This window comes from Pseudomonas sp. BMW13 (assembly GCF_013357275.1).
Classification (GTDB): domain Bacteria; phylum Pseudomonadota; class Gammaproteobacteria; order Pseudomonadales; family Pseudomonadaceae; genus Aquipseudomonas; species Aquipseudomonas khazarica.
Map to the genome: position 1 here is coordinate 41675 of NZ_SUKD01000010.1, position 23373 is coordinate 65047.

Here is a 23373-nt window from a genome sequence, read left to right on the forward strand (position 1 = left end):
GGGAATAGGCAAGAAGGGGACCTTAGTGCCAGATACCGCCGCTGTCAAAGCGTCTCGTCAAGTTTGCTCGAACAGTTGGCCGGCGCATCCCTGCGCCGGCATGCGGGAAGGGCTCAGGAGCCCAGGCGGCGGGTGACGTCGCCCAGTTCCCCGGACATTTCGCGCAGGTTGTGACTGGCCATCTGCGTGCGCTCGACGTTGTCCTGGTTGGCGCTGGCGATGGCGGTCAGCTCGGTGAGGTTGCGCGAGATGTCCTCGGCCACCGAGGTCTGCTCCTCGGCGGCGGTGGCGATCTGATGGTTCATGTCACGGATCGCCTCCACCGCGTCGGTGATGCGCTGCAGCATGGCACCGGCCTCGGTGACCTGGGTCACCCCCTGTTCGCTGCGCTGCTGGCCGCTTTCGATGGCGCGCACCGCATTCAGCGCTCCGGTCTGCACGGTGTCGATGATCTGGTTGATCTCCGCCGTGGACTCGGCCGTGCGCTGGGCCAGGTGACGCACCTCGTCGGCGACCACCGCGAAGCCGCGACCCTGCTCGCCGGCACGGGCGGCCTCGATGGCAGCGTTGAGGGCCAGCAGGTTGGTCTGTTCGGCAATCCCGCGGATCACTTCGAGCACCTTGCCGATACGGCCGCTGTCGTTCTCCAGGCGGCGGATCACCTCGGCGGTACTGGCGATTTCGCCACGGATGTCGGTGATGGTGGCGATGGTCGATTGCATCACCGCGCCGCCCTGGCGTGCGGAGTCGTCGGCATCGTTGGCCGCATGGGCGGCGTCGGCAGCGTGGCGGGCCACCTCCTGCGCGGTAGCGGACATCTCGTGCATGGCCGTGGCGACCTGATCGGTACGCTCGAACTGCTCGCTGACGCCTTCGGTCATGCGCGAGGCGATGGCGTTCAACTCGCTGCTGGCGTTGTCGAGGTTCTGCGTGCTGTGGTGCAGGCGCTCGGTGGTGCTGGCGAGGAAATCACGCAACTTGTTGGCGGCACGTGCGAGCAGGCCCAGCTCGTCCTGGCGGGTGCTCTCCACACGTTGTCCGAACTGGCCGTGGCTGAGCTGGTCGACGTGACCGATCAGATGGCGAATGGGGATGATCAGGTTGCGGTTGACCAGCCACAGGCTGAACACCGCGATGACCAGGGCGGCGCCGAGCATCACGATGGTGCCGCTGAGAATGGTGCGAGTGGCGCTGCTGTTGATCTGTTCGGCCTGGCTCAGGCTGTTCTGCCGCAGTTGCTCGACCAGCGCGGTCATCTGGTCGCTGGCATCGCGGTCGATGCCCTTGACCGCCGCGTCGCCGGCCTTGGCGTCGGCACCGGCAGCGACGAAGGCGTCACGGCCCTTGCGGTAGTTGGCGCCGAGTGCCTGGTGCTCGCTGCGCAGGCGTTCGACCTGCTGTTTCAGGGCCGGGTCGGCAGCGGCTACCTGAACCAGTTTGCCGAGGATGTCCTGCACCTTGCGCTCCTGTTCTTCGAACTGGCTCCAGTAGCGTTGCAGGTTGGCGCTGTCCTGACCACGCAGGAGCACGTTCTTCCATTCCTGCACCTGGATCTTGAACTCGACGTTGGCGGAGTCGATCAGGCGCGAGGACTCCACCGGGCCATCGAGCAGGCCACGGTAGGAATGAATGCCGTTGGAGAGAAAGCTGAAACAGGCCAGGGCAGTGATGAGGATCAGCGCCAGGCTGCCGCCGAGCAGGGCGAGAATCTGCGCGCGCAGAGATTTTTGCAGAAACATGGTGGCATGCCTCGGAGGTCTAGCGTTGGGGTTTGCCAGCCTGACGGTCGCAGATGTCAGTCTTATGGATATCCCTCTCTCCTGGCGTTGTACCGGCCTGAGGGAGGCCGATGGCTGGAGTATAGACAGGTCATTTTGAGATGGCACTTTGCTTTCATCGGATTGTTGCGTCGACCCGGGTCAGAGCAGGCGGTCAGGACCTGCTCTGACGGGTGCTTGAATGATTGCGCAATCATCATAATCTGGCTCGGGTTGCCCATTTTCTGGCGGCCCATCCGGGGCGCCGGGGTCCAGCACGAGGAACACGCAATGACCGAACGCTCCATTCCACATGCCGACGACGACCGTATCACCTGGCTGAACCTGCGCTCCGTGGCGTTGCCGCTGGCCAACCCGATCAGCGATGCCAAGGTGCTCACAGGACGGCAGAAGCCGATGACCGAGATCGCCATCCTGATCGCCGAGATCGAAACCCGCGACGGTCATCGCGGCCTGGGTTTCAGCTACTCCAAGCGCGCCGGTGGTCCCGGCCAGTTCGCCCACGCCCTGGAAGTGGCGCCGAACCTGATCGGCGAGAACCCCAGTGATATCGCCAGGCTCTGGGACAAGCTTTGCTGGGCCGGCGCCTCGGTCGGCCGCAGCGGGCTGGCGACGCAGGCCATCGGCGCCTTCGACGTCGCCCTGTGGGACCTCAAGGCGCGTCGCGCAGGCCTTTCGCTGGCGCGTCTGCTGGGCGCGCAGCGTGACTCGGTGCGCTGCTACAACACCTCCGGCGGTTTCCTGCATACGCCGCTCGAGCAGTTGCTGAAGAACACCGAGCTCTCCCGCGAGAAGGGTATCGGTGGCATCAAGCTCAAGGTCGGCCAGCCCGACTGGGCGCTGGATATCCACCGCGTCAGCACGGTGCGCGAGCACCTGGGCGAGAGCTTCCCGCTGATGGTCGATGCCAACCAGCAGTGGGACCGGCCGCTGGCCCGTCGCATGTGCCGCCGCCTCGAACCCTTCGACCTGATCTGGATCGAGGAGCCGCTGGATTGCTACGACGCCGAAGGCCATGCCGAGCTGGTGCGTCAGTTCGATACGCCGATCGCCACCGGCGAGATGCTCACCAGCCCAGCCGAGCACTGGGAGTTCATCCGCCAGCGTGGCGCCGACTTCCTCATGCCCGATGCGCCGCGCGTCGGCGGCATCACCCCCTACCTGCGCATACAGACGCTGGCCGAGCAGGCCGGCATGAGCCTGGCGCCGCACTTCGCCATGGAACTGCACGTGCACCTGGCGGCCACCCATGTCCGCGAGCCCTGGGTCGAGCACTTCGAGTGGCTGGAGCCGCTGTTCAACGAGCGCCTGGAGATCCAGGACGGGCGCATGCGGGTGCCGAACCGTCCGGGGCTGGGGCTGAGCCTCAGCGAGCAGGTCGCGGGCTGGACGGTGCAGCAGGCCGAGGTCGGCCAGCGCGCCTGAGGCTCAGGTTTGCGGATGGAGGTCGCGCGCCGCCTGGCGCACGGCCTCGAGCACGGCGGGCAGCGCGGGGTTGTCATTGTCGTCGCGCCAGGCCAGGTGCAGTTCGCCGCAGATTCCGGCGGGCAGCGCCAGGTCGCGAAAGCGCACCTGTGCGAAGCGAATGGCGCTGGCGCTGCGCGGCACCAGTGCCAGCCCCATGCCAGCGTTGACCAGCGACAGGATGGCCAGGGTCGAGCCCAGCGACTGGACGAACTGCGGCTGGATACCGCTGGCCCGGAACAGGCCGGTATGCAGTTCGTTGAACGGCTGCCACGCGGTATGGGCATAAAGAATGAACGGCTGCTCATGCAGCATCTGCACCTTCGGTTGCCGTGCGTGGGCCAGGGGATGCTCGGCCGGCACGGCCAGGACGAAGGGTTCGCGCAGCAGGCATTCGCTGTTCAGACCGGGCTGTTGCAGGGGCGCCCGCACGATGGCCAGGTCGACGCGGCGGGCGCGCAGGGCCTGCACCTGCTCGAAGGTGCTCATCTCCAGCAAGGCGATCTCCACGCCGGGGCGCTCGCGCCTGGCGCAACTCACGGCGTGCGGCAGCAGGTCGTAGACCGCACTGGCGACGAAGCTGATGTTCAGCGAACCGCTTTCGCCGATGGCCGCCAGGCGGGCGCTCTGTGCCGCACGGTGGGCCTGGTCGAGCAGGGCCTGGGCTTCGACGAAGAAGGCCCGGCCAGCCGCCGTCAGCGCCACCGAGCGCGTGCTGCGGGTGAACAGGCTGACGCCGAGCTGATGCTCGAGCAGCTGGATCTGCCGACTCAGCGGTGGCTGGGTCATGTGCAGGCGTTCGGCGGCGCGGCGGAAGTTCAGTTCCGCCGCCAGGGTGGTGAAGCAGCGCAGCTGGGACAGGTCGAACATTGATCTAATTCAGGTATCAATGGAGTTGATAAGTAGATTAGACCTGTATCAATTCTCGCGTCCATCATCGACGGGCCGGCGCTGCCTTGCCGGCCCTGATCGAGGAGAAGAGGATGGGTATCAAGCGTTACAACCCCGACCCCGTGCGCTGGGTCGGTCTGCGTTCCGTCGAACTGCCACTGGCGCGGGCGGTGAGCGATGCCAAGGTGTCCACCGGGCGTCAGTTGCCGCTGGCGGCTGTCAGCCTGCTGTTCGTCGAGCTGCAGACGGAACAGGGCCAGCACGGCCTGGGGTTCACCTACACCCTGCGTACCGGCGGCCCGGCGCAGTACGCACAGGCGCTGGAGCTGGCGCCGCTGCTGATCGGCGAGGACCCCAACGATATCGCCCGGCTGTGGAGCAAGCTGAGCTGGGCCAGCGCCTCCATCGGTCGCAGCGGCCTGGCGGTGCAGACCATCGCGGCGTTCGACAGCGCGTTGTGGGATCTCAAGGCGCGCCGTGCGGGGCTGCCGCTGGCCAAGCTGCTCGGCGCCCAGCGCGAGGCGGTGCCTTGCTACAACACCTCCGGAGGCTACCTGCAGGCCCCCATCGAGGAGATCATCGAGCGTGCCGGCCAGTCGCTGGCGCGCGGCATCGGTGGGGTCAAGCTCAAGGTCGGCCAGCCGGACCAGGCCGCAGACCTGTGCCGCGTGCAGGCCTTGCGCCGGGCGCTGGGCGATGACGTCGCGCTGATGGTCGACGTCAACCAGCAGTGGGACCGCACCACGGCGCTGCGCATGGGCAAGGCGCTGGAGGAGCTGAACCTGGTGTGGATCGAGGAGCCGCTGGACGCCCACGATCTGGCGGGGCATGCTGCGCTGTCGGCGCAGCTGGTCACGCCGGTTGGCAGCGGCGAGATGCTCAGCAGCGCGGCCGAGGCCTGTGCCTACGTCGAGCAGGGCGCGGTGGACGTGATCATGCACGACGCCCCGCGTGTCGGTGGGATCACGCCATTCCTGCAGGTGGCCGAGGCGGCGCGCCGGCGCGGCATGGTCATGGCGCCGCATTTCGTCATGGAGATCCACATCCACCTGGCGGCCGCCTACGAGCACGCCACCTGGGTCGAGCACTTCGAATGGCTGGAGCCGCTGTTCGAGGAGCGTCTGCAGATCGCCGATGGCTGCATGCAGGTGCCGATGCGCCCGGGGCTGGGGCTGACGCTCAGTGAGCGGGTCGCCGGCTGGACGCTGGCGCAACAGGCTTTCGGGCAGCGCCGCTGAACGACAGAAGGGGTCGCCAACCCGCGTCGGCGACCCCTTCCGCGCCCCTCGCAGGCGTCAGGTGCGGAGGATCTCGTTGATCGCGCTGGGCTTCGGGCGCAGCGCGCTGAACACCTGCCAGAGCACGAATGCCAGGGCCAGGCCGAGGAAGGTGCCGGCGATGGGGTTGGTGAAGAAGTCGGCGAAGTTGCCGTCCGACAGCATCAGGCCCCGGCGCAGGTTGGTCTCCGCCATCGGCCCGAGGATGAAGCCGATGATGAACGGCGCCGCCGGCATGCCGGCCTTGACGAAGCCGTAGCCGAGCAGGCCGAACAGCAGGATCGACCAGACATCGAACAGGCGGCTGGACAGGCCGAAGGCACCGACCACGCAGAGCACCAGGATGATCGGCAGGAGGATGTGCTTGGGCACGTCGAGCAGCTTGATGAACAGGCGCAGGCCGTAGAACTCCATGAACAGCATCATGCAGGTGGCGACGATCAGCGCGGCGAAGATGGTGTACACCAGCGGCCCCTGGCTGATGAACAGCAGCGGACCGGGCTGGATGCCGTGGATCAGGAAGCCGCCGAGCATGATCGCGGTCACGGTGTCGCCGGGGATGCCCAGGGTCATCAGCGGCATCATGGCGCCACCGACCCCGGCATTGTTGGCCGTTTCGCTGGCCACCACGCCGCCGATGTTGCCCTTGCCGTAGGTATCACCATCCTTGGCGCGCTTCTTGGCGATGATGTAGGACACCAGGTTGGAGGTGCCGGCGCCGATGCCGGGGAGGATGCCGATGCCCAGGCCGATCGCTCCGGAGCGGGCGGCGTTGGGCAGTTGCTCGCGGAACTCCTTGAGCGAGAAACCGAAGCCCTTGATGTTCTTCATGCTCACCGACCTGGCCTTGCCCTGCACCGCATGGCGACCGCTCTCGGCAAGCTTGATGATCTCGGCCACGGCGAACATGCCGATCATCACGGTGAGCATGGAAAAGCCACCGTTGAGTTCATTGATGCCGAAGGTGAAGCGGCGGATGGCCTCCACGGGGGCAATGCCGACCGTGGAGACGGCGATCCCCAGGGCGCCGGCGAACAGGCCCTTGACCATGGAACCGGCCGACAGGGTGGCGATCAGGGTCAGGGAGAATACGGCGATGGCGAAGTATTCGTGCGGGCCGAAACTCAGCGCCACCTTGGCCAGCTGCGGCGCGATGAACATCAGCGCGACGATGCTGAAGATGGTGCCGAGAAAGGAGAAGACGATGCCGACACCGAGTGCCTTGACCCCTTCGCCTTTCTCCATCAGCGGGCCGCCGTCGAATACCGTGGCGATGGAGGAGGGCGTTCCGGGAATCTTCAGCAGGATCGCCGAGATCAGACCGCCCGAGGTCGCCCCGATGAACAGCGCCACCAGCAGCGAAAGGCCCGCCTGCGGTCCCATGGTGAAGGTCAGCGGCAGGCACAGCGCCACCGCCATGGTGGCGGACAGCCCCGGTACGGCACCGAAGACGATGCCCATGGCCACGCCAACGGCCATCAGCATCAGGATATGGATGGAGAAGACGGCACCGAAGCCTTGCTGGAGTAATTCGAGCATGGTCGATCCTCAGAGGAAGTTGTTCAGCAGGCCAGCGGGCAGCATCAGGTCGAAGGCCTCGCGGAACAGCAGGAAAATGGCGGCGGAGCTGATCACGGCAATCAGCAGGTAGCTCAGGTGGCGGATCTTCTGGCTCACCGGAGTCAGCACGATGAACTGCAGGTAGAGGTAGACCACGGTCATGAGCGGAAAGCCCATGGGGCCGAGCAGGGCGATGTAGCCCAGGATCAGCAGCAGGGTCTTGATGACGGTCTTCGGTTCGATGATGCCGGGTGCCGGCTCTTCGTTCTTGCCCGCAGGCTGGCTTGGCGTTTCGCCTGCCACACGGGGTTTGCTGGAGAAGGCGCTGATCAGTTGCATGACGCCCAGCAGCGACAGGAATCCGGCCAGGAGGGTGGGAACGGTGGCGGCGTCCACACCTTCATGGCCTGGCAGCTGTTTGGCCATCACCAGATAGGCCAGGCTGGCGCCGAGCATGGCGACGCCAATGAGCAGTTCTTTCTTGTTCAGGGTGTTCATCGCGTACCTCGATGTTCTGAGGTGCAACACCGGCCGGATCGACACGGGCCGGTGTTGCGTTAGGGCTTACTTGGCCTTGCGCAGGTCATCCTTGAACTGCATGAAGTCTTCGCGGGTCTTGGCCAGGATCGCTTTCGCATCCTCGGTGGCGAAGTAGGATACCGGCTGTTTGAACTTCTTCAGGTCCTCGGCGTACGCGGGCACTTCGGTGATCTGCTTCATCAGGTCGGACATCTTCTTGACGATGGCCGGGTCGGTGCCTTTCGGGAAGGCGACCACATAGGGCTTGTCCATGGTGATGTCGAGGCCCTGCTCCTTGAGGGTCGGCACCTCGCCCAGCATGGCGTTGCGCTCGGCGTTGGGCTGGCCCAGGGCGACCATCTGGCCACCTTTGACGTAGTCCTGCACCGAACCGTAGGTGATCGCGCCCATGTCCAGGCGGCCGCCGAGCATACCGACCACGCGGTCGGACACGGTGCCGCCGTCGACCATCTTCAGCTTGGCGCCGGTCAGTTTCTCCAGCATCAGGCCCTGGATATGCGAGAAGCTGCCCATCTCGGTGCCATAGGTGATGCTGCCGGGGTTGGCTTTCGACTTGTCGACCAGGTCCTGCATGCTGGTCACGCCGGACTGCTTGGAGGCGACGAACACGGTGCTCTTGTCGACGCCGGCGATGCAGGCGATATCGAAGGTCTCGTAGCTGTCTTCGGTGAGCCCGGCCACTTCGTTGACGATCAGCTGGCCCGGGTGGGTGAAGAGGATGGTGTTGCCATCCGCTGCGGCGCCCTTGACCTGTTCGGCGGCCAGGGTGCCACCACCTCCGGCGACGTTGGTCACGACCATGGTCTTGCCGGTGATCTGGTTGAAGTACTTGGCCATGGTGCGGGCATTGAAGTCGGTGTCGCCGCCGGGGTTGGCGATGACCACCACCTGGATCGGACGAGTCGGCCAGTTGACCTCATCGGCGAACGTCGCGGCGTGGGTGACCAGGGCACCGATGCCGACCAGGGCAGAAAGGAGGGAGGCGCGGAATGTTTTTTTCATTGGAATACTCCGGTGTGGATGAAAGCCGCTTGAGTCAGTTGCGGCCGAGGCTGGGACGTTTCGGGTCGTATTGCCAACCCGGAACCAGGTACTGCATGGCCATGGCGTCGTCACGCGCGCCATTGGCCACTTTCTTGTAAAGCTCGTGGGCGGCCATGATCCGGTCCATGTCCGGCTCGATGCCGAGGCCGGGCTTGTCGGGGACCTCCACCTGACCCGCGACGATCTGCAAGGGTTCACGGGTCAGGCGCTCGCTGCCTTCCTGCCAGATCCAGTGCGTGTCGATGGCGGTGACGCGGCCCGGTACGGCGGCTGCCGCATGGGTGAACATGGCCAGGGAAATGTCGAAATGGTTGTTGGAGTGCGAGCCCCAGGTCAGGCCGAATTCCTCGCACACCTGGCCGAGGCGCACGGCGCCCTGCATGGTCCAGAAGTGCGGGTCGGCCAGCGGGATGTCGACGGCTTCGAGGCGCAGCGAGTGGCCCATCTGGCGCCAGTCGGTGGCGACCATGTTGGTGGCGGTGGGAATGCCGGTGGCGCGCTTGAACTCGGCCATCACTTCGCGGCCCGAGTAACCGTTCTCCGGCCCGCAGGGGTCTTCGGCATAGGCCAGCACATGACCCTGGCCCTGGCACAGGGCGATGGCTTGCTCCAGCGACCAGGCGCCATTGGGGTCGAGGGTCACGCGCGCATCCGGGAAGCGCGCCTTGATCGCGCGGATGGCGTCCATCTCTTCGGCGCCGTGCATCACGCCGCCCTTGAGCTTGAAGTCGTTGAAGCCATAGCGGGCATGCGCGGCTTCGGCCAGGCGGGCGATCGCCTCGGGCGTCAGCGCGGCCTGGTGGCGCAGGTGGTACCAGTCATCGCTCGAACCCTGGCCGCTGAGGTAGGGCAGGTCGGTACGCTGGCGCTCGCCTATGTAGAAGAGGTACGCCAGCATCGGCACGCGGTCGCGCTGCTGACCGCTGCCGAGCAGCTCGGCGACGGGGACGTCGAGATGCTGGCCGAGCAGGTCGAGCAGGGCCGCCTCGACGGCGGTGATCACGTTGTCCAGGCGCAGGTTGATTTCGTGGGGCTGCTTCAGCACCCGTGCTTCGGATTCCGAGGTGACCTGGTGCTGGGTGGTCTGCGGCCCTTTGCCCGGCCCGGCGATCGCCTGGCGCAGGCGATTGAGCACGCGGTTGTAGCGCCCGACCGGCTGGCCGATCACCAGCTTGCGGCAGCGCTCCAGCGCCTGGCGGATACCTTCGCCGCCAGGGACTTCACCACAACCGACACGGCCTGCATTGTCCCTGAGCAGCACCAGGTTGCGCGTGAAATAGGGGGCGTGAGCGCCGCACAGGTTGAGCAGCATGCTGTCATGGCCGGCAACAGGAATGACCTGCATCTCGATGACATGTGGCGTGCTGGTGGAGGAGGCTTCGTACATCTTGGCAGGGGCTCCGAACTGGGCGCGGCCCTCGGCCGCTATGGCAAGGGGGCGGTTCAGTCGAGCAGCGCGGCCGGCAGGGGCGCAGGGCTGCAAGGCGTGAGAGCTGGGGCGAAGATGGCCGCGAAGCCGGCTTGGGACGTACGCTGCGGGCAATCGCTGGCTGCAGCGCGGGCGCTGGCGCAGAGGAGGTGAGCGGCAGTGACGGTCGATGACATGACCCGGGCCTCGCTTGTTTTTATTGGAATGTCATAGGTTGTCGTATGACTTGGTGAAATTAGTACCAGCCTGTTCCTGGCCTGTCAACGCTCCTCATGCGTCTCGATGATTGCGTTGCCATCTGCCTTGACCTCTTGGTCGGGACCTGTTTACGTCTGGCTTTGCCGTCTAGGGCAGGTTTTTCCGGGGATGAGGGAAATGGCGCCGGGATGGGCGACGAACGGAGGGTATAAAAACTGGTGTTTTTTTTGTTGTTGTACGATAACGTATCTCTACAGCTGCGGCTGACGTCATTCCTCACAACTCGCTTTACAGGGTGTTCGCATAATGAATCCACAAGAACTTAAGTCCATCCTCTCCTCCGGTCTGCTGTCTTTCCCCGTGACCGACTTCGATGCTGCCGGTGATTTTCATCAGGCGGGCTACGTGCGCCGCCTGGAGTGGCTGGCACCCTACGGTGCATCCGCCCTGTTCGCTGCCGGTGGTACCGGCGAGTTCTTCTCCCTGGCGCCGAGCGAGTACAGCGCCGTGATCAAGACGGCCGTGGATACCTGCGAGAAGAGCGTGCCGATCCTCGCCGGCGTGGGTGGCCCGACCCGCGTGGCCATCCAGATGGCTCAGGAAGCCGAGCGCCTGGGCGCCAAGGGGCTGCTGCTGCTGCCGCACTACCTGACCGAAGCCTCTCAGGAGGGCGTCGCCGCTCATGTCGAGCAGGTGTGCAAGTCGGTGAACATCGGCGTGGTGGTCTACAACCGTAACGTCTGCCGCCTCAATGCCAGCCTGCTTGAGCAGGTCGCCGAGCGCTGCCCGAACCTGATCGGCTACAAGGATGGCCTGGGTGACATCGAGCTGATGGTGTCGATCCGTCGCCGCCTGGGCGAGCGTCTGACCTACCTCGGCGGCCTGCCGACAGCTGAAGTCTATGCCGCTGCCTACAAGGCCCTGGGTGTGCCGGTCTATTCGTCGGCGGTGTTCAACTTCATCCCGAAAACCGCGATGGCCTTCTACAAGGCGATTGCCGCCGATGACCACGCCACCGTCGGCAAGCTGATCGATGACTTCTTCCTGCCGTACCTGGATATCCGCAACCGCCGTGCCGGTTACGCCGTGAGCATCGTCAAGGCCGGTGCCAAGATCGTCGGCTACGATGCCGGCCCGGTGCGTGCGCCGCTGACCGACCTGCTGCCGGAAGAATACGAGGCGCTGGCCAAGCTGATCGAAGCGCAAGGCGCGCAGTAAGCGCCACGGGTGCCCTAGGGCCCCTGCATGCCGTTGTCCCCTCGACGGGGCAACGGCCCGCTGTTCGTCGAACCCCATAAGAACAACAGGGTAACCTTGATGAATTCACAGACGCCTGCCGCCATCGGCACCCCGCTGATCACCGAGCTGCAAGTCGTACCGGTCGCCGGTCAGGACAGCATGCTGCTCAACCTGAGCGGTGCCCATGGTCCGTATTTCACCCGCAACATCCTCATTCTCAAGGACAGCGCCGGTCACGTCGGTGTCGGCGAAGTCCCCGGCGGCGAGGGCATTCGCAAGACCCTCGAAGACGCCCGCGCGCTGCTCGTCGGCCAGCCGGTCGGCAACTACAACGCATTGCTCAACCAGGTGCGCCGTGCCTTCGCCGACCGCGACAGCGGTGGCCGTGGCCTGCAGACCTTCGACCTGCGCATCACCATCCATGCGGTCACCGCGCTGGAGTCGGCGTTGCTCGACCTGCTCGGCCAGCACCTCGGTGTGCCGGTGGCGGCGCTGCTCGGCGAGGGCCAGCAGCGCGACGCGGTGGAGATGCTCGGCTACCTGTTCTTCGTCGGCGACAAGGGCAAGACCGATCTCGGCTACCGCGACGAGGCCGAGGCCGATGACGAATGGTTCCGTGTGCGCAACCAGACCGCGCTGACCCCGGAGACCATCGTCCGTCAGGCCGAGGCCGCGCACGCCCGCTATGGCTTCAACGATTTCAAGCTCAAGGGCGGCGTGCTCCATGGCGAGGCCGAGGTCGAGGCGATTCGCGCCCTGGCGGCGCGCTTCCCGGAGGCGCGTGTGACCCTCGACCCCAACGGCGGCTGGTCGCTGGACGAAGCCATTGCCCTGTGCCGTGACCTGCATGGTGTGCTGGCCTACGCCGAGGACCCCTGTGGCGCCGAGAACGGCTACAGCGGACGGGAGGTGATGGCCGAGTTCCGTCGTGCCACCGGCCTGCCGACCGCGACCAACATGATCGCCACCGACTGGCGGCAGATGGGCCACACCATCTCCCTGCAATCGGTGGACATCCCCCTGGCCGACCCGCATTTCTGGACCATGGCCGGTTCCGTGCGCGTGGCGCAGATGTGCAACGACTGGGGACTGACCTGGGGCTCGCACTCCAACAACCACTTCGACATCTCCCTGGCCATGTTCACCCACGTCGCCGCTGCGGCGCCGGGACGCGTCACGGCCATCGACACCCACTGGATCTGGCAGGACGGCCAGCACCTGACGCGCAACCCGCTGCGCATCGAAGGTGGCCTGGTACAGGTGCCATCGAGCCCTGGCCTGGGCGTTGAGCTGGACTGGGATGCGCTGGCGCAGGCGCACGAGCTGTACAAGGCCAGGGGCCTGGGCTCGCGCGACGACGCCAGCGCCATGCAGTACCTGATCCCGGGCTGGAGCTTCAACAACAAGAAGCCCTGCCTGGTGCGTTGAATCGGCAGGCCCGGCCCCGAGGCCGGGCTTTGCCAGCCTGCCGCGAGTCGTCCAGATGCAAGCCGCCCAATCCGGCCGGGTGCGTTACCGCATCCTGCTGATGCTGTTCCTGGTGACCACGGTCACCTTTGCCGACCGCTCCAGCCTGTCCATTGCCGGTACTGCCCTGCAGGCCGGCCTGGGTATCGATGCGGTAGCCCTCGGCTATATCTTCTCGGCGTTCGGCTGGGCCTATGTGATCGGACAGATTCCCGGTGGCTGGCTGTTCGACCGTTTCGGCACCAAGCCGGTCTACACCCTGGCACTGTTCGCCTGGTCGCTGCTGACCCTGCTGCAGGGTTTCGTCGGCTGGTTGCCGACCACCTGGGCCGTCAGCAGTCTGTTCCTCCTGCGCCTGCTGGTGGGGTTCGCTGGCGCGCCGTGCTTTCCGGGCAACGCCCGGGTCACGGCGTCCTGGTTCCCTTCGGCCGAGCGCGCCACCGCCACGGCCATCGCCGGTTCGGCGCAGTACGCCGCCACGGCCCTGTTCGCGCCGCTGATGGGCTGGGTGGTGCAGGCCCTCGGCTGGCAATTCGTCTTCATCATTCTCGGTTGCCTGGGCCTGGCGCTGTCGCTGCTGTGGCTGAAGAACCTCTACGTCCCGCGCGAGCATCCGCTGCTGGGCGCGGCGGAGCTGCAGCTGCTGGAGCAGGGCGGGGCGCTGGTCGACCTCGACCAGCGCAGTGGCGCCGGCGGCCCGCAGTGGCGTCACCTGCGCCTGTTGCTGACCCAGCGCACCCTGCTCGGCATCTACCTGGGGCAGTACTGCAACAACGCCATCACCTATTTCTTCCTCACCTGGTTTCCGGTGTACCTGATCCAGGCTCGCGGCATGAGCATCGTCGGTGCCGGTTTCGCCGCCGCGGTGCCGGCCATCAGTGGCTGCATCGGCGGTGTGCTCGGCGGGCTGCTGTCCGACGGCCTGCTGCGCCGTGGCCATTCGCTGACCCTGGCGCGCAAGCTGCCCAGCGTGTTCGGGCTGCTCCTGTCGTGCAGCCTGGTGCTGTGCATCTTCGTCGAGAGCGACGCCGCGGTGGTGGCGCTGATGACCCTGGCCTTCTTCGGCAAGGGCCTGGGCTCGCTGGGCTGGACGCTGGTCGCCGACACCGCGCCCCGGCAGATCCTCGGCCTGTGCGGCGGGCTGTTCAACACCTTCGGCAACCTGGCGGCGATCACCACGCCGATCATCATCGGCTACCTGGTCAGCCTCACCGGCTCGTTCGACGGCGCGCTGCTGTATGTCGGCGCCAATGCCCTGCTCGCGGTTGTCGGCTTTACCCTTATCGTCGGTCGTATTCACAGGCTCGAGCTGCCGGCCGATGGCCGCAGCGCGGCGGCCTGAGCGCAAAACAGGAGAACCCATCCATGCAGTTGATTCCCCATCAGGATTCGCCCCGTTACATCCGCCTGCACCCGAGCGACAACGTCGGCGTGGTGGTCAACGACCAGGGTGTGGCCGCCGGCGGCCGCTTCGACGATGGCCTTGCGGCCACCTGCGGCATTCCGCAGAGCCACAAGGTGGCGCTGCAGGACATCGCCGAAGGCGCCGAGGTGGTGCGCTACGGCGAGGTCATCGGCTATGCCCTCGAGCCCATCGCCGCTGGCAGCTGGGTCACCGAGCAGGTGCTGCGCATGCCCGAGCCGCCGCTGCTCGACAACCTGCCCAAGGCGACCATCAAGGCCGCACCCAGCGAACCGCTGGAAGGCTACACCTTCGAGGGCTTCCGCAACCCGGACGGCAGCGTCGGCACCCGTAACATCCTCGGCGTGACCACCACCGTGCAGTGCGTGGTCGGCGTGCTCGATCACGTGGTCGAGCGGGTGCGCCGGGAACTCCTGCCCAGGTACCCCAACGTCGATGACGTGGTGGCGCTGTCGCACAGCTATGGCTGCGGCGTGGCGATCAATGCGCCGGATGCCGTGGTGCCGATCCGCACCCTGTACAACATCAGCCGCAATCCCAACTTCGCTGGCCAGGCGCTGGTGATCAGCCTCGGTTGCGAGAAGCTGCAGGCCAGCCAGCTGATGGATGGCGACCTGCTGACCAACGGCATGGACGAGGAGGACTGGCTGTTCCGCCTGCAGGACTCCGGCAGCGGCTTCGCCGGCATGGTCGAGCAGATCATGGGCATGATCGAGGCGCGCTTGCAGGTCCTCGACCTGCGCCGCCGCGAAACGGTGCCCGCGAGCGAGCTGGTGGTGGGCATGCAGTGCGGTGGTAGCGACGCCTTCTCCGGCATCACCGCCAACCCGGCCCTGGGCGTGGCCGCCGACCTGCTGGTGCGCGCCGGTGCCACGGTGATGTTCAGCGAGAACACCGAGGTGCGTGACGGTATCCATCTGCTCACTCCGCGTGCCGCCAGCGTCGAGGTGGCCGATGCGCTGATCCGCGAGATGGACTGGTACGACCGCTACCTGCAGCGCGGCATGGCCGACCGCAGTGCCAACACCACGCCGGGCAACAAGAAGGGCGGGTTGAACAACATCGTCGAGAAGGCCATGGGCTCGATCGCCAAGTCCGGCAACAGCCCGATCGCCGGGGTGGTCGCGCCGGGCGAGCGCATTCGCGGCAAGGGCCTGTGGTTCTGCGCCACGCCGGCCAGCGACTTCATCTGCGGCACGCTGCAACTGGCGGCGGGGATGAACCTGCATATCTTCACCACCGGGCGCGGCACGCCCTACGGGCTGTCCATGGTGCCGGTGATCAAGGTGGCCACGCGCACCCAGCTGGCCGAGCGCTGGCCCGACCTGATCGACGTCGACGCCGGGCAGATCCTCTCCGGACGCATGACCCTGGAACAGATGGGCTGGCACATCTTCCAGCTCTACCTGGACATTGCCAGTGGCCGCAAGCAGGCCTGTGCCGAGCGCCTGCGTCTGCACAATGACCTGGTGCTCTTCAACCCGGCGCCGGTGACCTGAGATGACACGACTTCCCGAAGACCTGCTCCCGGCTCTGCGCGACGCATTGGGCGAGGCCGGCCTGATCACCGATGCCGAGCGCATGCAGAGCTACCTCAGCGACTGGCGCAACGCCTACCGTGGCCAGGCTGCGGCGGTGTTGCGCCCGGGCACGACCGAGGAGGTCGCGGCGGCGGTTCGCCTGTGCGCGCAGGCCGGCGTCGCGCTGGTGCCGCAGGGCGGCAATACCGGCCTGTGTGGCGGCTCGATTCCGGATGCGTCGGGGGCGCAGATGGTGCTGTCGCTGACCCGTCTGAAGCGCATTCGCGAGGTGGATGTGGCCAACGCCACCATCACCGTCGAGGCCGGCGTGTTCCTGCAACAGCTGCAGGACGCGGCAGCCGAGGTCGGTCGTCTGTTCCCGCTGTCGCTGGGCGCCGAAGGCAGCTGCACGGTCGGCGGCAACCTGGCGACCAACGCTGGCGGCACGGCCGTGCTGCGCTACGGCAACATGCGCGACCTGGCGCTCGGCCTGGAGGTGGTACTGCCTGACGGGCGCATCTGGGATGGCCTGCGCGGCCTGCGCAAGGACAACACCGGCTACGACCTCAAGCAGCTGTTCATCGGCAGCGAAGGCACGCTCGGCATCATCACGGCTGCCGTGCTCAAGCTGTTCCCGGCGCTGCGCAGCCTGACCACCGCCTGGGTCGCCCTGCCCAGTCCGCAGGCAGCCGTGACGTTGCTCGGGCAGATGTGCGGGCTGTGCGGCGACCGCCTGACCGGCTTCGAGCTGATGTCGCGGCAAAGCCTGGAGTTCGTCCTGCGCCATGTCGCGGGCGCCAGCGATCCCTTCGCCGAAGGGCATCCCTGGTACGTCCTGATCGAGCTGAGCGACACCCAGCCCGATGCCGCGTTGAACGACCTGCTGGAGCAGGGCCTGGGCGAAGCCTTCGAACAGGCGCTGGTGCTCGACGCCGTGGTCGCCGGCAGCCAGGCCCAGGTCGAGGCCCTGTGGGCGCTGCGCGAAGGCATTTCCGAGGCGCAGAACCACGAGGGGCCGAGCCTCAAGCACGACATCAGCGTGCCGGTCAGCCGCATCCCCGACTTCATCGCGCGTACCGACCGTGCGCTGCAGCAGGCCTTTCCCGGCGTGCGCGTCGTGGCCTACGGTCACGTTGGCGACGGCAACCTGCATTACAACATCAGCAAGCCGCCCGACAGCGACGATGCGCCCTTCAAGGCCCAGGCCGAGGCGATCATGCGGGTGATCTACGACTCGACCCTGGAGGATGACGGCAGCATCAGTGCCGAGCATGGCCTGGGGCAATCCAAGCGTGCGGCGGCGCAGCACTACAAGGCACCGCTGGAACTGGAGCTGATGCGCAGCATCAAGCAGGCACTCGATCCCGCCGGGCTGATGAACCCGGGCAAGCTGTTGTGAACCCGACCGATATCCACGCCGCTGACGGCGTCCACAGACCGACGAGAGAGGAGGCATCATGAGCAAGGTCCGAGTGTTGCAAGTCGCGCCGCTGAGCGAGCGTTTCAATCGTGAGCTGGCCGAGCGGTACGAGGTCAGCGCCCTGTGGCAGCAGGCCGATCCGCTGGCCTTCCTGCGTGAGCAGGGCGAGCGGTTTCGCTACCTGGTGTCGTCGGCGCGCTTCGGTTGCAGCGCCGAGCAGCTGGCGCTGCTGCCCAATCTCGAGGTGATCAGCAGCTTCGGCGTTGGCTACGACCCCTATCCGCTGGAGCTGCTGCGTGATCGCGGCATCGCCATCAGCACCACCCCGGATGTGCTCAACGACTGTGTCGCCGACCTGGCCTTCGGCCTGATGCTCGACAGCGCCCGGCGTCTGAGCGAGTCCGACCGTTTTACCCGCAGCGGTGCCTGGAACGGTGCGGCGTTCCCGCTGGGGCGGCGGGTCAGTGGCAAGCGTCTGGGCATCGTCGGCATGGGGCGCATCGGCGAGGCGGTGGCCTTGCGGGCGTCGGGCTTCTCCATGTCGGTGCGCTACCACAACCGACGCCCGGTCGCGGGCAGCAGCTACCAGCACGAGCCGGATCTGCTGGCGCTGGCGCGCTGGGCGGACTTCCTGGTGCTGACCTGCCCCGGTGGCAAGGCGACCCATCACCTGATCGACGCGGCGGTGCTCGCGGCGCTGGGCAGCGATGGTTTCCTGATCAACGTGGCGCGTGGTTCGGTGGTGGACGAACCGGCGCTGATCGACGCCTTGCAGCACAATGTGATCGCCGGGGCCGGTCTGGACGTCTACGAGCAGGAACCCCAGGTGCCGGCGGCGCTGCGCGAGCTGGACAACGTGGTACTGCTGCCGCACGTCGGCAGTGCCAGTGTCGAGACACGCCAGCAGATGGCCGACCTGGTGCTGGACAACCTGCGTGCCTATATCGACACCGGCACGCTGCTGACTCCGTTGTAGGGCGGTTGCAACCCGCCAACCAGGGCGGCGGGTTTCACCCGCCCTGCGGTTCTGAATACGCCGGGTTGGCAATCGCTGCCTGGCCTATCGTTGCCGCGCCACAAGCGCGGCGATCGTTTCTTTCCTCTCCTGCTGCATCCCGGCGCACCACAAGTGCGCCGTTTTTCATGCCGCGCGATGATCGGGCCGCACAAGCCCTGTAGACTGCGGTGTTTTCCGCAGGCAAGGGATCAGTCACCGTGCAGTCGGTCATTACCATCGAACAATTGAACAAAACCTATGCATCGGGCCACCCGGCCCTGCAGGGTATCGACCTGGACATTCGCCAGGGCGAGATCTTCGCCTTGCTCGGCCCCAATGGTGCTGGCAAGACCACCCTGATCAGCATCATCTGCGGCATCGTCAACCCCGGCGAGGGCAGGGTGCTGGTCGGCGGCAAGGACATCGTCCGCGACTACCGTGCGGCCCGCTCGCAGATCGGCCTGGTGCCGCAGGAACTGGTCAGCGACGTGTTCGAAACCGTGTGGGCCACGGTCAAGTTCAGCCGTGGCCTGTTCGGCAAGAAGCCCGATCCGGCTTACCTGGAGCAGCTGCTCAAGGACCTCTCGCTGTGGGACAAGCGCAACGCCAAGATCATGGAGCTGTCTGGCGGCATGAAGCGCCGGGTGATGATAGCCAAGGCGCTCTCCCATGAGCCGCAGATCCTCTTTCTCGACGAGCCCACCGCCGGTGTCGACGTCGAGTTGCGTCGCGATATGTGGAACATGGTGCGGCGCCTGCGCGAGCGCGGCGTGACCATCATCCTGACCACCCACTACATCGAGGAGGCCGAGGAAATGGCCGATCGCATCGGGGTGATCAGTGCCGGAAGGATCGTGCTGGTGGAGGACAAGCAGGTGCTGATGCACAAGCTGGGCAAGAAGCAGCTGACCCTGCAACTGCAGCAGCCGCTGTCCTGCGTGCCGGCGGAGCTGGCGCGCTACGGCCTGGAACTGGCGGACCAGGGCCATGCGCTGGTGTACACCTTCGATGCCCAGCACGAAAACACCGGCATCGCCGAACTGCTGCGTGATCTGGCGCAGCACGGCATCGATTTCAAGGACCTGCAGTCGAGCCAGAGCTCGCTGGAGGAGATCTTCGTCGGTCTGATCAAGGAGGCGCGCGCATGAACCTGTATGCCATCAAGGCCATCTACCTGTTCGAGCTGGCGCGCACCTGGCGCACCCTGCTGCAGAGCATCGCCACCCCGGTGATCAGCACGTCGCTGTACTTCGTGGTGTTCGGCTCGGCCATCGGCTCGAGCATGACCCAGGTGCAGGGCGTGAGCTACGGCGCCTTCATCATTCCCGGGCTGATCATGCTGGCGCTGCTGACCGAGAGCATCTCCAACGCCTCGTTCGGCATCTACATGCCCAAGTACTCGGGGAGCATCTACGAGATTCTCTCGGCGCCCGTCTCCTACCTGGAGATTCTCATCGGCTACGTCGGTGCGGCGGCGACCAAGTCGGTGATCCTCGGCGTGGTGATCCTGATCACCGCACGGCTGTTCGTCGACTTCGAGATCCAGCACCCGCTGTGGATGGTGGCGTTTCTGCTGCTCACGGCGCTGACCTTCAGCCTGTTCGGCTTCATCATCGGCGTCTGGGCGGATGGCTGGGAGAAGCTGCAGATCGTGCCCGCGCTGATCGTCACGCCGCTGACCTTCCTGGGCGGCGCCTTCTACTCCATCAGCATGTTGCCGCCGACCTGGCAGACGGTGACCCTGTTCAATCCGGTGGTGTACCTGATCAGTGCGTTCCGCTGGAGCTTCTACGGGGTGTCCGACGTCAACGTCGGCGTCAGCCTGGCGATGGTGCTGGGCTTCCTGCTGCTGTGCATCGCCCTGGTGGGCTGGATCTTCAAGAGCGGTTACCGCCTCAAGAGCTGATGCCGCGCCTGTGCTCGGCTAACGTCGTGCGAGCCTCAAACTGTAGGAGCGGCTGCAGCCGCGAAACGAGGGCGCGAGGGCATCATGCCCTGCCCATGTTCAGCCGGTAGGGCGGCTGAAACCCGCCATGAATAGGTGGCGGGTTGCACCCGCCCTACGAGTCGTCGCGGCTGAAGCCCTCTCACAGACGGCGTGGGGTGGATGTCGCTTTTCACATCCACCGCCAGGCCGGATCGACAAGGCGCGATCCAGCCTGAGCAGTCGTCTGTCTCACTTCACCCGCAGTTCGCAGTCGAAGGTATCCGCGGGCGGTACGCTCGGCTCCCAGGGCTGCTGGTAGGTCAGCAGCAGGCGTCCCTCGCCCGGCTCACGGGCGCTGAAGCGCCAGGTGGAGATACCGCCTGCGCCCACCAGACCGGCATCCTCCGGGTTGGTGTAAACCTCCGGGCCAAGGCTTTGCAGCACGTTCGTCGCCGTGTCGCGGAGCATCCAGCGGAAGCCGGTGGTGGGGTTGCTGGGCAGGCTGAGAATCAGCAACTGGCCCTTGGTCAGCGTCAGTGGGCACTGCCGATCCTTCTTCAGCTCCAGCGTGCCGGACTGATGGGCGCAGGCCGTGAGCAGTGCCAGGGCGGACAGGGTGAGCAGGCGCAAGGGGGCGTGCATGATGAACTCCAATCGATGAAACCTGGCTCAGCATAGCCGCACGAGCAAGCCTCAAGCTACAGGTTGCACGCGACAAGCCGAAGCGCGCGCCGCTCTTTCCTGCAGCTTGAAGCTGGCCGTCAGCGGCTATTCGAAAAGCACCTTGGCCACGTCGCCAAAGCGTCTGGCGAAGTGCACCGTCAGGCCTTCCTTGAGGTAGTCGGGCAGCTCTTCGTAGCTGCCGCGGTTGGCTTCCGGCAGGATCAGCTCATGCAGCTTCTGCCGGCGCGCCGCGATGACCTTCTCGCGCACACCGCCGATCGGCAGGACCTGGCCGGTGAGGGTCAGCTCACCGGTCATGGCCACGCCTTTCTTCGGCGCCTGGTCGCGTGCCAGGGAGAGCAGGGCGCTGGCCATGGTGATCCCCGCGCTGGGACCGTCCTTGGGCGTGGCGCCTTCCGGCACGTGCAGGTGGACGAAGGCCTGGTCGAAGAAGCTCGGGTCGCCGCCGAACTGCTTCAGGTGTGAGCTGACGTAGCTGTAGGCGATCTCCGCCGACTCCTTCATGACGTCACCGAGCTGCCCGGTGAGCTTGAAGCCGCGATTGAGGGTGTGGATGCGCGTCGCCTCGATCGGCAGGGTGGCGCCACCCATGCTGGTCCAGGCCAGCCCGGTGATCACCCCGGTGCCGGCGAGTACCCGCTCGTTGCGGAATACCGGCATGCCGAGGGCCTCTTCCAGGTCCTTGGCGCCGATGCGGATCTTCGCCTCGGGGTCGTCCAGCAGTTTCACCACGGATTTGCGCACCAGCTTGCCTAGCTGCTTCTCCAGCTGGCGCACGCCGGCTTCACGGGCGTAGCCCTCGATCACCGCGCGCAGGGCGGCATCGCTGATGCCCAGGCGTGATTTCGGTACGCCGGCCTTTTCCAGCTGCTTCGGCCACAGGTGGCGCTTGGCGATGGCCAGCTTTTCCTCGGTGATGTAGCCGGACAGGCGGATCACCTCCATGCGGTCGAGCAGCGGCCCGGGAATCGAGTCGAGGGTGTTGGCGGTGCAGACGAACAGCACCTTGGACAGGTCCAGGCGCAGGTCCAGGTAGTGATCGAGGAATTCGACGTTCTGCTCCGGGTCCAGCGTTTCCAGCAATGCCGAGGCCGGGTCGCCCTGGTAGCTGGTGCCCATCTTGTCGATCTCGTCGAGCATGATCACCGGGTTCATCACCTCGGCTTCCTTGAGGGCCTGGACCAGCTTGCCGGGCATGGCGCCGATGTAGGTGCGGCGGTGGCCCTTGATCTCGGCCTCGTCGCGCATGCCGCCCAGCGAGAAGCGGTAGAACGGCCGGCCGAGGGATTCGGCGATGGACTTGCCGATGCTGGTCTTGCCCACGCCGGGCGGGCCGACCAGCAGCACGATGGAGCCGGCGATCTCGCCCTTGAAGGCGCCGACCGCGAGAAACTCGGTGATGCGCTGCTTGATGTCGTCCATGCCGGCGTGGTGCTTGTCCAGCACCTTGCGTGCGTGACCGAGGTCGAGCTTGTCCTGGCCCTGGATGCCCCAGGGCAGGGCGGTGGCCCAGTCGAGGTAGTTGCGGGTGACGGCATACTCAGGAGAGCCGGCCTCCAGGATCGACAGCTTGTTCAGTTCTTCGTCGATGCGCTTCTGCGCGGCGGCCGTCAGGGTCTTGCCTTCCAGGCGAGCGAGAAACTCTTCGCGGTCGGCGCTCTTGTCGTCCTTGCTGATGCCCAGCTCCTGCTGGATCAGCTTCAGCTGTTCCTTGAGGAAGAACTCGCGCTGACGCTCGCCGATCTGCTTGTTGACCTCGGCCGACAGCTCCTTCTGCAGGCGGCCGACCTCGACCTCCTTGCGCAGCAGCGGCAGCACCTTCTCCATGCGCTTGAGCATGGGCACGGTGTCCAGCACCTCCTGCAACTCATGGCCGGAAGCGGTGGTCAGGGCGGCGGCGAAGTCGGTGAGCGGCGACGGCTCGTTGGGGCTGAAGCGATTGAGGTAGTTCTTCAATTCTTCGCTGTACAGCGGGTTGAGCGGCAGCAGCTCCTTGATCGCGTTGATCAGCGCCATGGCGTAGGCCTTGACCTCGTCGCGCGGATCGGCAGGCGCCTGCGGGTACTCCACCTCGGCCAGGTACGGGCCACGGCGGCTGAGCCAGCCACGAATGCGCACACGGGTCAGGCCCTGGGCGACGAACTGCAGCTTGCCGCCTTCCTCGCTGACATGGTGCAGGCGCACCAGTGTGCCGTGCTCCGGCAGGCTGTCGAGGTCGAACTCGCCGTGCTCGTCGGGCGGCGTGTCGACGTAGAACACCGCCAGGGATTTGTGCTCGGTATTCTCCACGCGCTTGAGCGTGCGCCCCCATGGGTGCTCGTTGACCATCACCGGCAGGACCTGCGCCGGGAAGAACGGGCGGTTGTTGATGGGGATGATGTAGAGCTTGTCCGGCAGTCGCTGCGCGGGCAGAACCAGGCCGGTCGCGCCAGGCTGTACGGTTTCGTCGACTGCTTCGGGGTGGATGTCCTGATCGTTCATGGAGCACCTTTGCTTGCACGTTGCTTGCTACATG

General features: G+C 66.0%; 18 protein-coding genes. 10 read left to right on the top strand and 8 right to left on the bottom strand.

From position 1 onward, the window contains the following. Positions 1–113: 113 nt before the first annotated feature. Entirely contained in the window at positions 114–1739 is a 1626-nt protein-coding gene (locus tag E4487_RS08315; RefSeq protein ID WP_037047120.1) for a methyl-accepting chemotaxis protein, read from the bottom strand. A 309-nt stretch (positions 1740–2048) separates the two neighbouring features. Here E4487_RS08315 and E4487_RS08320 point away from each other — a divergent pair, with 309 nt between their 5' ends. Continuing rightward, positions 2049–3203 (top strand): mandelate racemase/muconate lactonizing enzyme family protein, encoded by a 1155-nt coding sequence (locus E4487_RS08320; RefSeq protein WP_150608527.1) that lies wholly within the window; start codon positions 2049–2051, stop codon positions 3201–3203. A 3-nt stretch (positions 3204–3206) separates the two neighbouring features. Here E4487_RS08320 and E4487_RS08325 read toward each other — a convergent pair whose 3' ends face one another. After that, the gene (locus E4487_RS08325; RefSeq protein ID WP_037047125.1) at positions 3207–4112 is read right to left on the bottom strand and encodes a LysR family transcriptional regulator; all 906 of its coding nucleotides are present in this window, start codon (positions 4110–4112) and stop codon (positions 3207–3209) included. Between the two features lie 113 nt (positions 4113–4225). On the opposite strand from E4487_RS08325, the gene E4487_RS08330 reads away from it, so the two are divergent. Then, on the top strand, positions 4226–5371 hold the full coding sequence (locus E4487_RS08330) for a mandelate racemase/muconate lactonizing enzyme family protein (protein WP_175253121.1): 1146 nt from the start codon (positions 4226–4228) through the stop codon (positions 5369–5371). Positions 5372–5428: 57 nt separating this feature from the next. Here the strand turns inward: E4487_RS08330 and E4487_RS08335 are convergent, their stop codons facing one another. The 4 genes from E4487_RS08335 to E4487_RS08350 form a co-directional block, all read right to left on the bottom strand. Beyond that, entirely contained in the window at positions 5429–6949 is a 1521-nt protein-coding gene (locus tag E4487_RS08335) for a tripartite tricarboxylate transporter permease (protein WP_047588753.1), read from the bottom strand. A gap of 9 nt (positions 6950–6958) precedes the next feature. Further along, positions 6959–7468: a tripartite tricarboxylate transporter TctB family protein gene (locus tag E4487_RS08340; protein WP_175253122.1), complete on the bottom strand. Its 510-nt coding sequence runs from the start codon at positions 7466–7468 to the stop codon at positions 6959–6961. A 66-nt stretch (positions 7469–7534) separates the two neighbouring features. Next, a complete protein-coding gene (locus E4487_RS08345; RefSeq protein WP_037047135.1) occupies positions 7535–8512 on the bottom strand; it encodes a tripartite tricarboxylate transporter substrate binding protein in 978 nt (325 codons plus the stop codon). Between the two features lie 34 nt (positions 8513–8546). Continuing rightward, the gene (locus E4487_RS08350) at positions 8547–9941 is read right to left on the bottom strand and encodes an enolase C-terminal domain-like protein (RefSeq protein ID WP_175253123.1); all 1395 of its coding nucleotides are present in this window, start codon (positions 9939–9941) and stop codon (positions 8547–8549) included. Positions 9942–10487: 546 nt separating this feature from the next. On the opposite strand from E4487_RS08350, the gene kdgD reads away from it, so the two are divergent. The 8 genes from kdgD to E4487_RS08390 all read left to right on the top strand — a co-directional run bounded on the left by kdgD (position 10488) and on the right by E4487_RS08390 (position 20153). Beyond that, a complete protein-coding gene (gene kdgD, locus E4487_RS08355; RefSeq protein WP_037047142.1) occupies positions 10488–11399 on the top strand; it encodes a 5-dehydro-4-deoxyglucarate dehydratase in 912 nt (303 codons plus the stop codon). A gap of 99 nt (positions 11400–11498) precedes the next feature. Then, the gene (gene gudD, locus E4487_RS08360; RefSeq protein ID WP_134677297.1) at positions 11499–12848 is read left to right on the top strand and encodes a glucarate dehydratase; all 1350 of its coding nucleotides are present in this window, start codon (positions 11499–11501) and stop codon (positions 12846–12848) included. A gap of 55 nt (positions 12849–12903) precedes the next feature. Then, on the top strand, positions 12904–14229 hold the full coding sequence (locus tag E4487_RS08365; RefSeq protein WP_037047146.1) for an MFS transporter: 1326 nt from the start codon (positions 12904–12906) through the stop codon (positions 14227–14229). Positions 14230–14252: 23 nt separating this feature from the next. After that, positions 14253–15809: a galactarate dehydratase gene (gene garD / locus E4487_RS08370; protein ID WP_175253124.1), complete on the top strand. Its 1557-nt coding sequence runs from the start codon at positions 14253–14255 to the stop codon at positions 15807–15809. Between the two features lies 1 nt (position 15810). Next, entirely contained in the window at positions 15811–17229 is a 1419-nt protein-coding gene (locus tag E4487_RS08375) for an FAD-binding oxidoreductase (protein ID WP_175253125.1), read from the top strand. Positions 17230–17287: 58 nt separating this feature from the next. Next, entirely contained in the window at positions 17288–18226 is a 939-nt protein-coding gene (locus tag E4487_RS08380) for a 2-hydroxyacid dehydrogenase (protein WP_175253126.1), read from the top strand. Between the two features lie 239 nt (positions 18227–18465). Then, complete coding sequence (locus E4487_RS08385) at positions 18466–19395, top strand: ABC transporter ATP-binding protein (protein WP_047591735.1); 930 nt, start codon at positions 18466–18468, stop codon at positions 19393–19395. Beyond that, positions 19392–20153 carry an ABC transporter permease gene (locus E4487_RS08390; protein WP_037047162.1) on the top strand — a complete coding sequence of 254 codons (762 nt, stop codon included), beginning with the start codon at positions 19392–19394 and terminating at the stop codon, positions 20151–20153. The genes E4487_RS08385 and E4487_RS08390 overlap by 4 nt, the downstream gene beginning before the upstream one ends. Positions 20154–20423: 270 nt before the next feature. Here E4487_RS08390 and E4487_RS08395 read toward each other — a convergent pair whose 3' ends face one another. Both E4487_RS08395 and lon read right to left on the bottom strand, forming a co-directional pair. Further along, entirely contained in the window at positions 20424–20816 is a 393-nt protein-coding gene (locus tag E4487_RS08395) for a protease inhibitor I42 family protein (RefSeq protein ID WP_037047429.1), read from the bottom strand. Between the two features lie 126 nt (positions 20817–20942). Further along, positions 20943–23339 (bottom strand): endopeptidase La, encoded by a 2397-nt coding sequence (lon, locus tag E4487_RS08400; RefSeq protein WP_037047164.1) that lies wholly within the window; start codon positions 23337–23339, stop codon positions 20943–20945. Positions 23340–23373 lie beyond the last annotated feature (34 nt).

Bases quoted from the DNA above. Each gene is read 5' to 3' on its own strand.
- E4487_RS08330 (WP_175253121.1), top strand. From the start codon at position 4,226: ATGGGTATCAAGCGTTACAACCCCGACCCCGTGCGCTGGGTCGGTCTG.
- E4487_RS08380 (WP_175253126.1), top strand. From the start codon at position 17,288: ATGAGCAAGGTCCGAGTGTTGCAAGTCGCGCCGCTGAGCGAGCGTTTC.
- E4487_RS08340 (WP_175253122.1), bottom strand. From the start codon at position 7,468: ATGAACACCCTGAACAAGAAAGAACTGCTCATTGGCGTCGCCATGCTC.
- garD (WP_175253124.1), top strand. From the start codon at position 14,253: ATGCAGTTGATTCCCCATCAGGATTCGCCCCGTTACATCCGCCTGCAC.
- E4487_RS08365 (WP_037047146.1), top strand. From the start codon at position 12,904: ATGCAAGCCGCCCAATCCGGCCGGGTGCGTTACCGCATCCTGCTGATG.
- E4487_RS08395 (WP_037047429.1), bottom strand. From the start codon at position 20,816: ATGCACGCCCCCTTGCGCCTGCTCACCCTGTCCGCCCTGGCACTGCTC.
- E4487_RS08325 (WP_037047125.1), bottom strand. From the start codon at position 4,112: ATGTTCGACCTGTCCCAGCTGCGCTGCTTCACCACCCTGGCGGCGGAA.
- E4487_RS08375 (WP_175253125.1), top strand. From the start codon at position 15,811: ATGACACGACTTCCCGAAGACCTGCTCCCGGCTCTGCGCGACGCATTG.
- kdgD (WP_037047142.1), top strand. From the start codon at position 10,488: ATGAATCCACAAGAACTTAAGTCCATCCTCTCCTCCGGTCTGCTGTCT.
- E4487_RS08335 (WP_047588753.1), bottom strand. From the start codon at position 6,949: ATGCTCGAATTACTCCAGCAAGGCTTCGGTGCCGTCTTCTCCATCCAT.
- E4487_RS08350 (WP_175253123.1), bottom strand. From the start codon at position 9,941: ATGTACGAAGCCTCCTCCACCAGCACGCCACATGTCATCGAGATGCAG.
- gudD (WP_134677297.1), top strand. From the start codon at position 11,499: ATGAATTCACAGACGCCTGCCGCCATCGGCACCCCGCTGATCACCGAG.
- lon (WP_037047164.1), bottom strand. From the start codon at position 23,339: ATGAACGATCAGGACATCCACCCCGAAGCAGTCGACGAAACCGTACAG.
- E4487_RS08315 (WP_037047120.1), bottom strand. From the start codon at position 1,739: ATGTTTCTGCAAAAATCTCTGCGCGCGCAGATTCTCGCCCTGCTCGGC.
- E4487_RS08345 (WP_037047135.1), bottom strand. From the start codon at position 8,512: ATGAAAAAAACATTCCGCGCCTCCCTCCTTTCTGCCCTGGTCGGCATC.
- E4487_RS08390 (WP_037047162.1), top strand. From the start codon at position 19,392: ATGAACCTGTATGCCATCAAGGCCATCTACCTGTTCGAGCTGGCGCGC.
- E4487_RS08320 (WP_150608527.1), top strand. From the start codon at position 2,049: ATGACCGAACGCTCCATTCCACATGCCGACGACGACCGTATCACCTGG.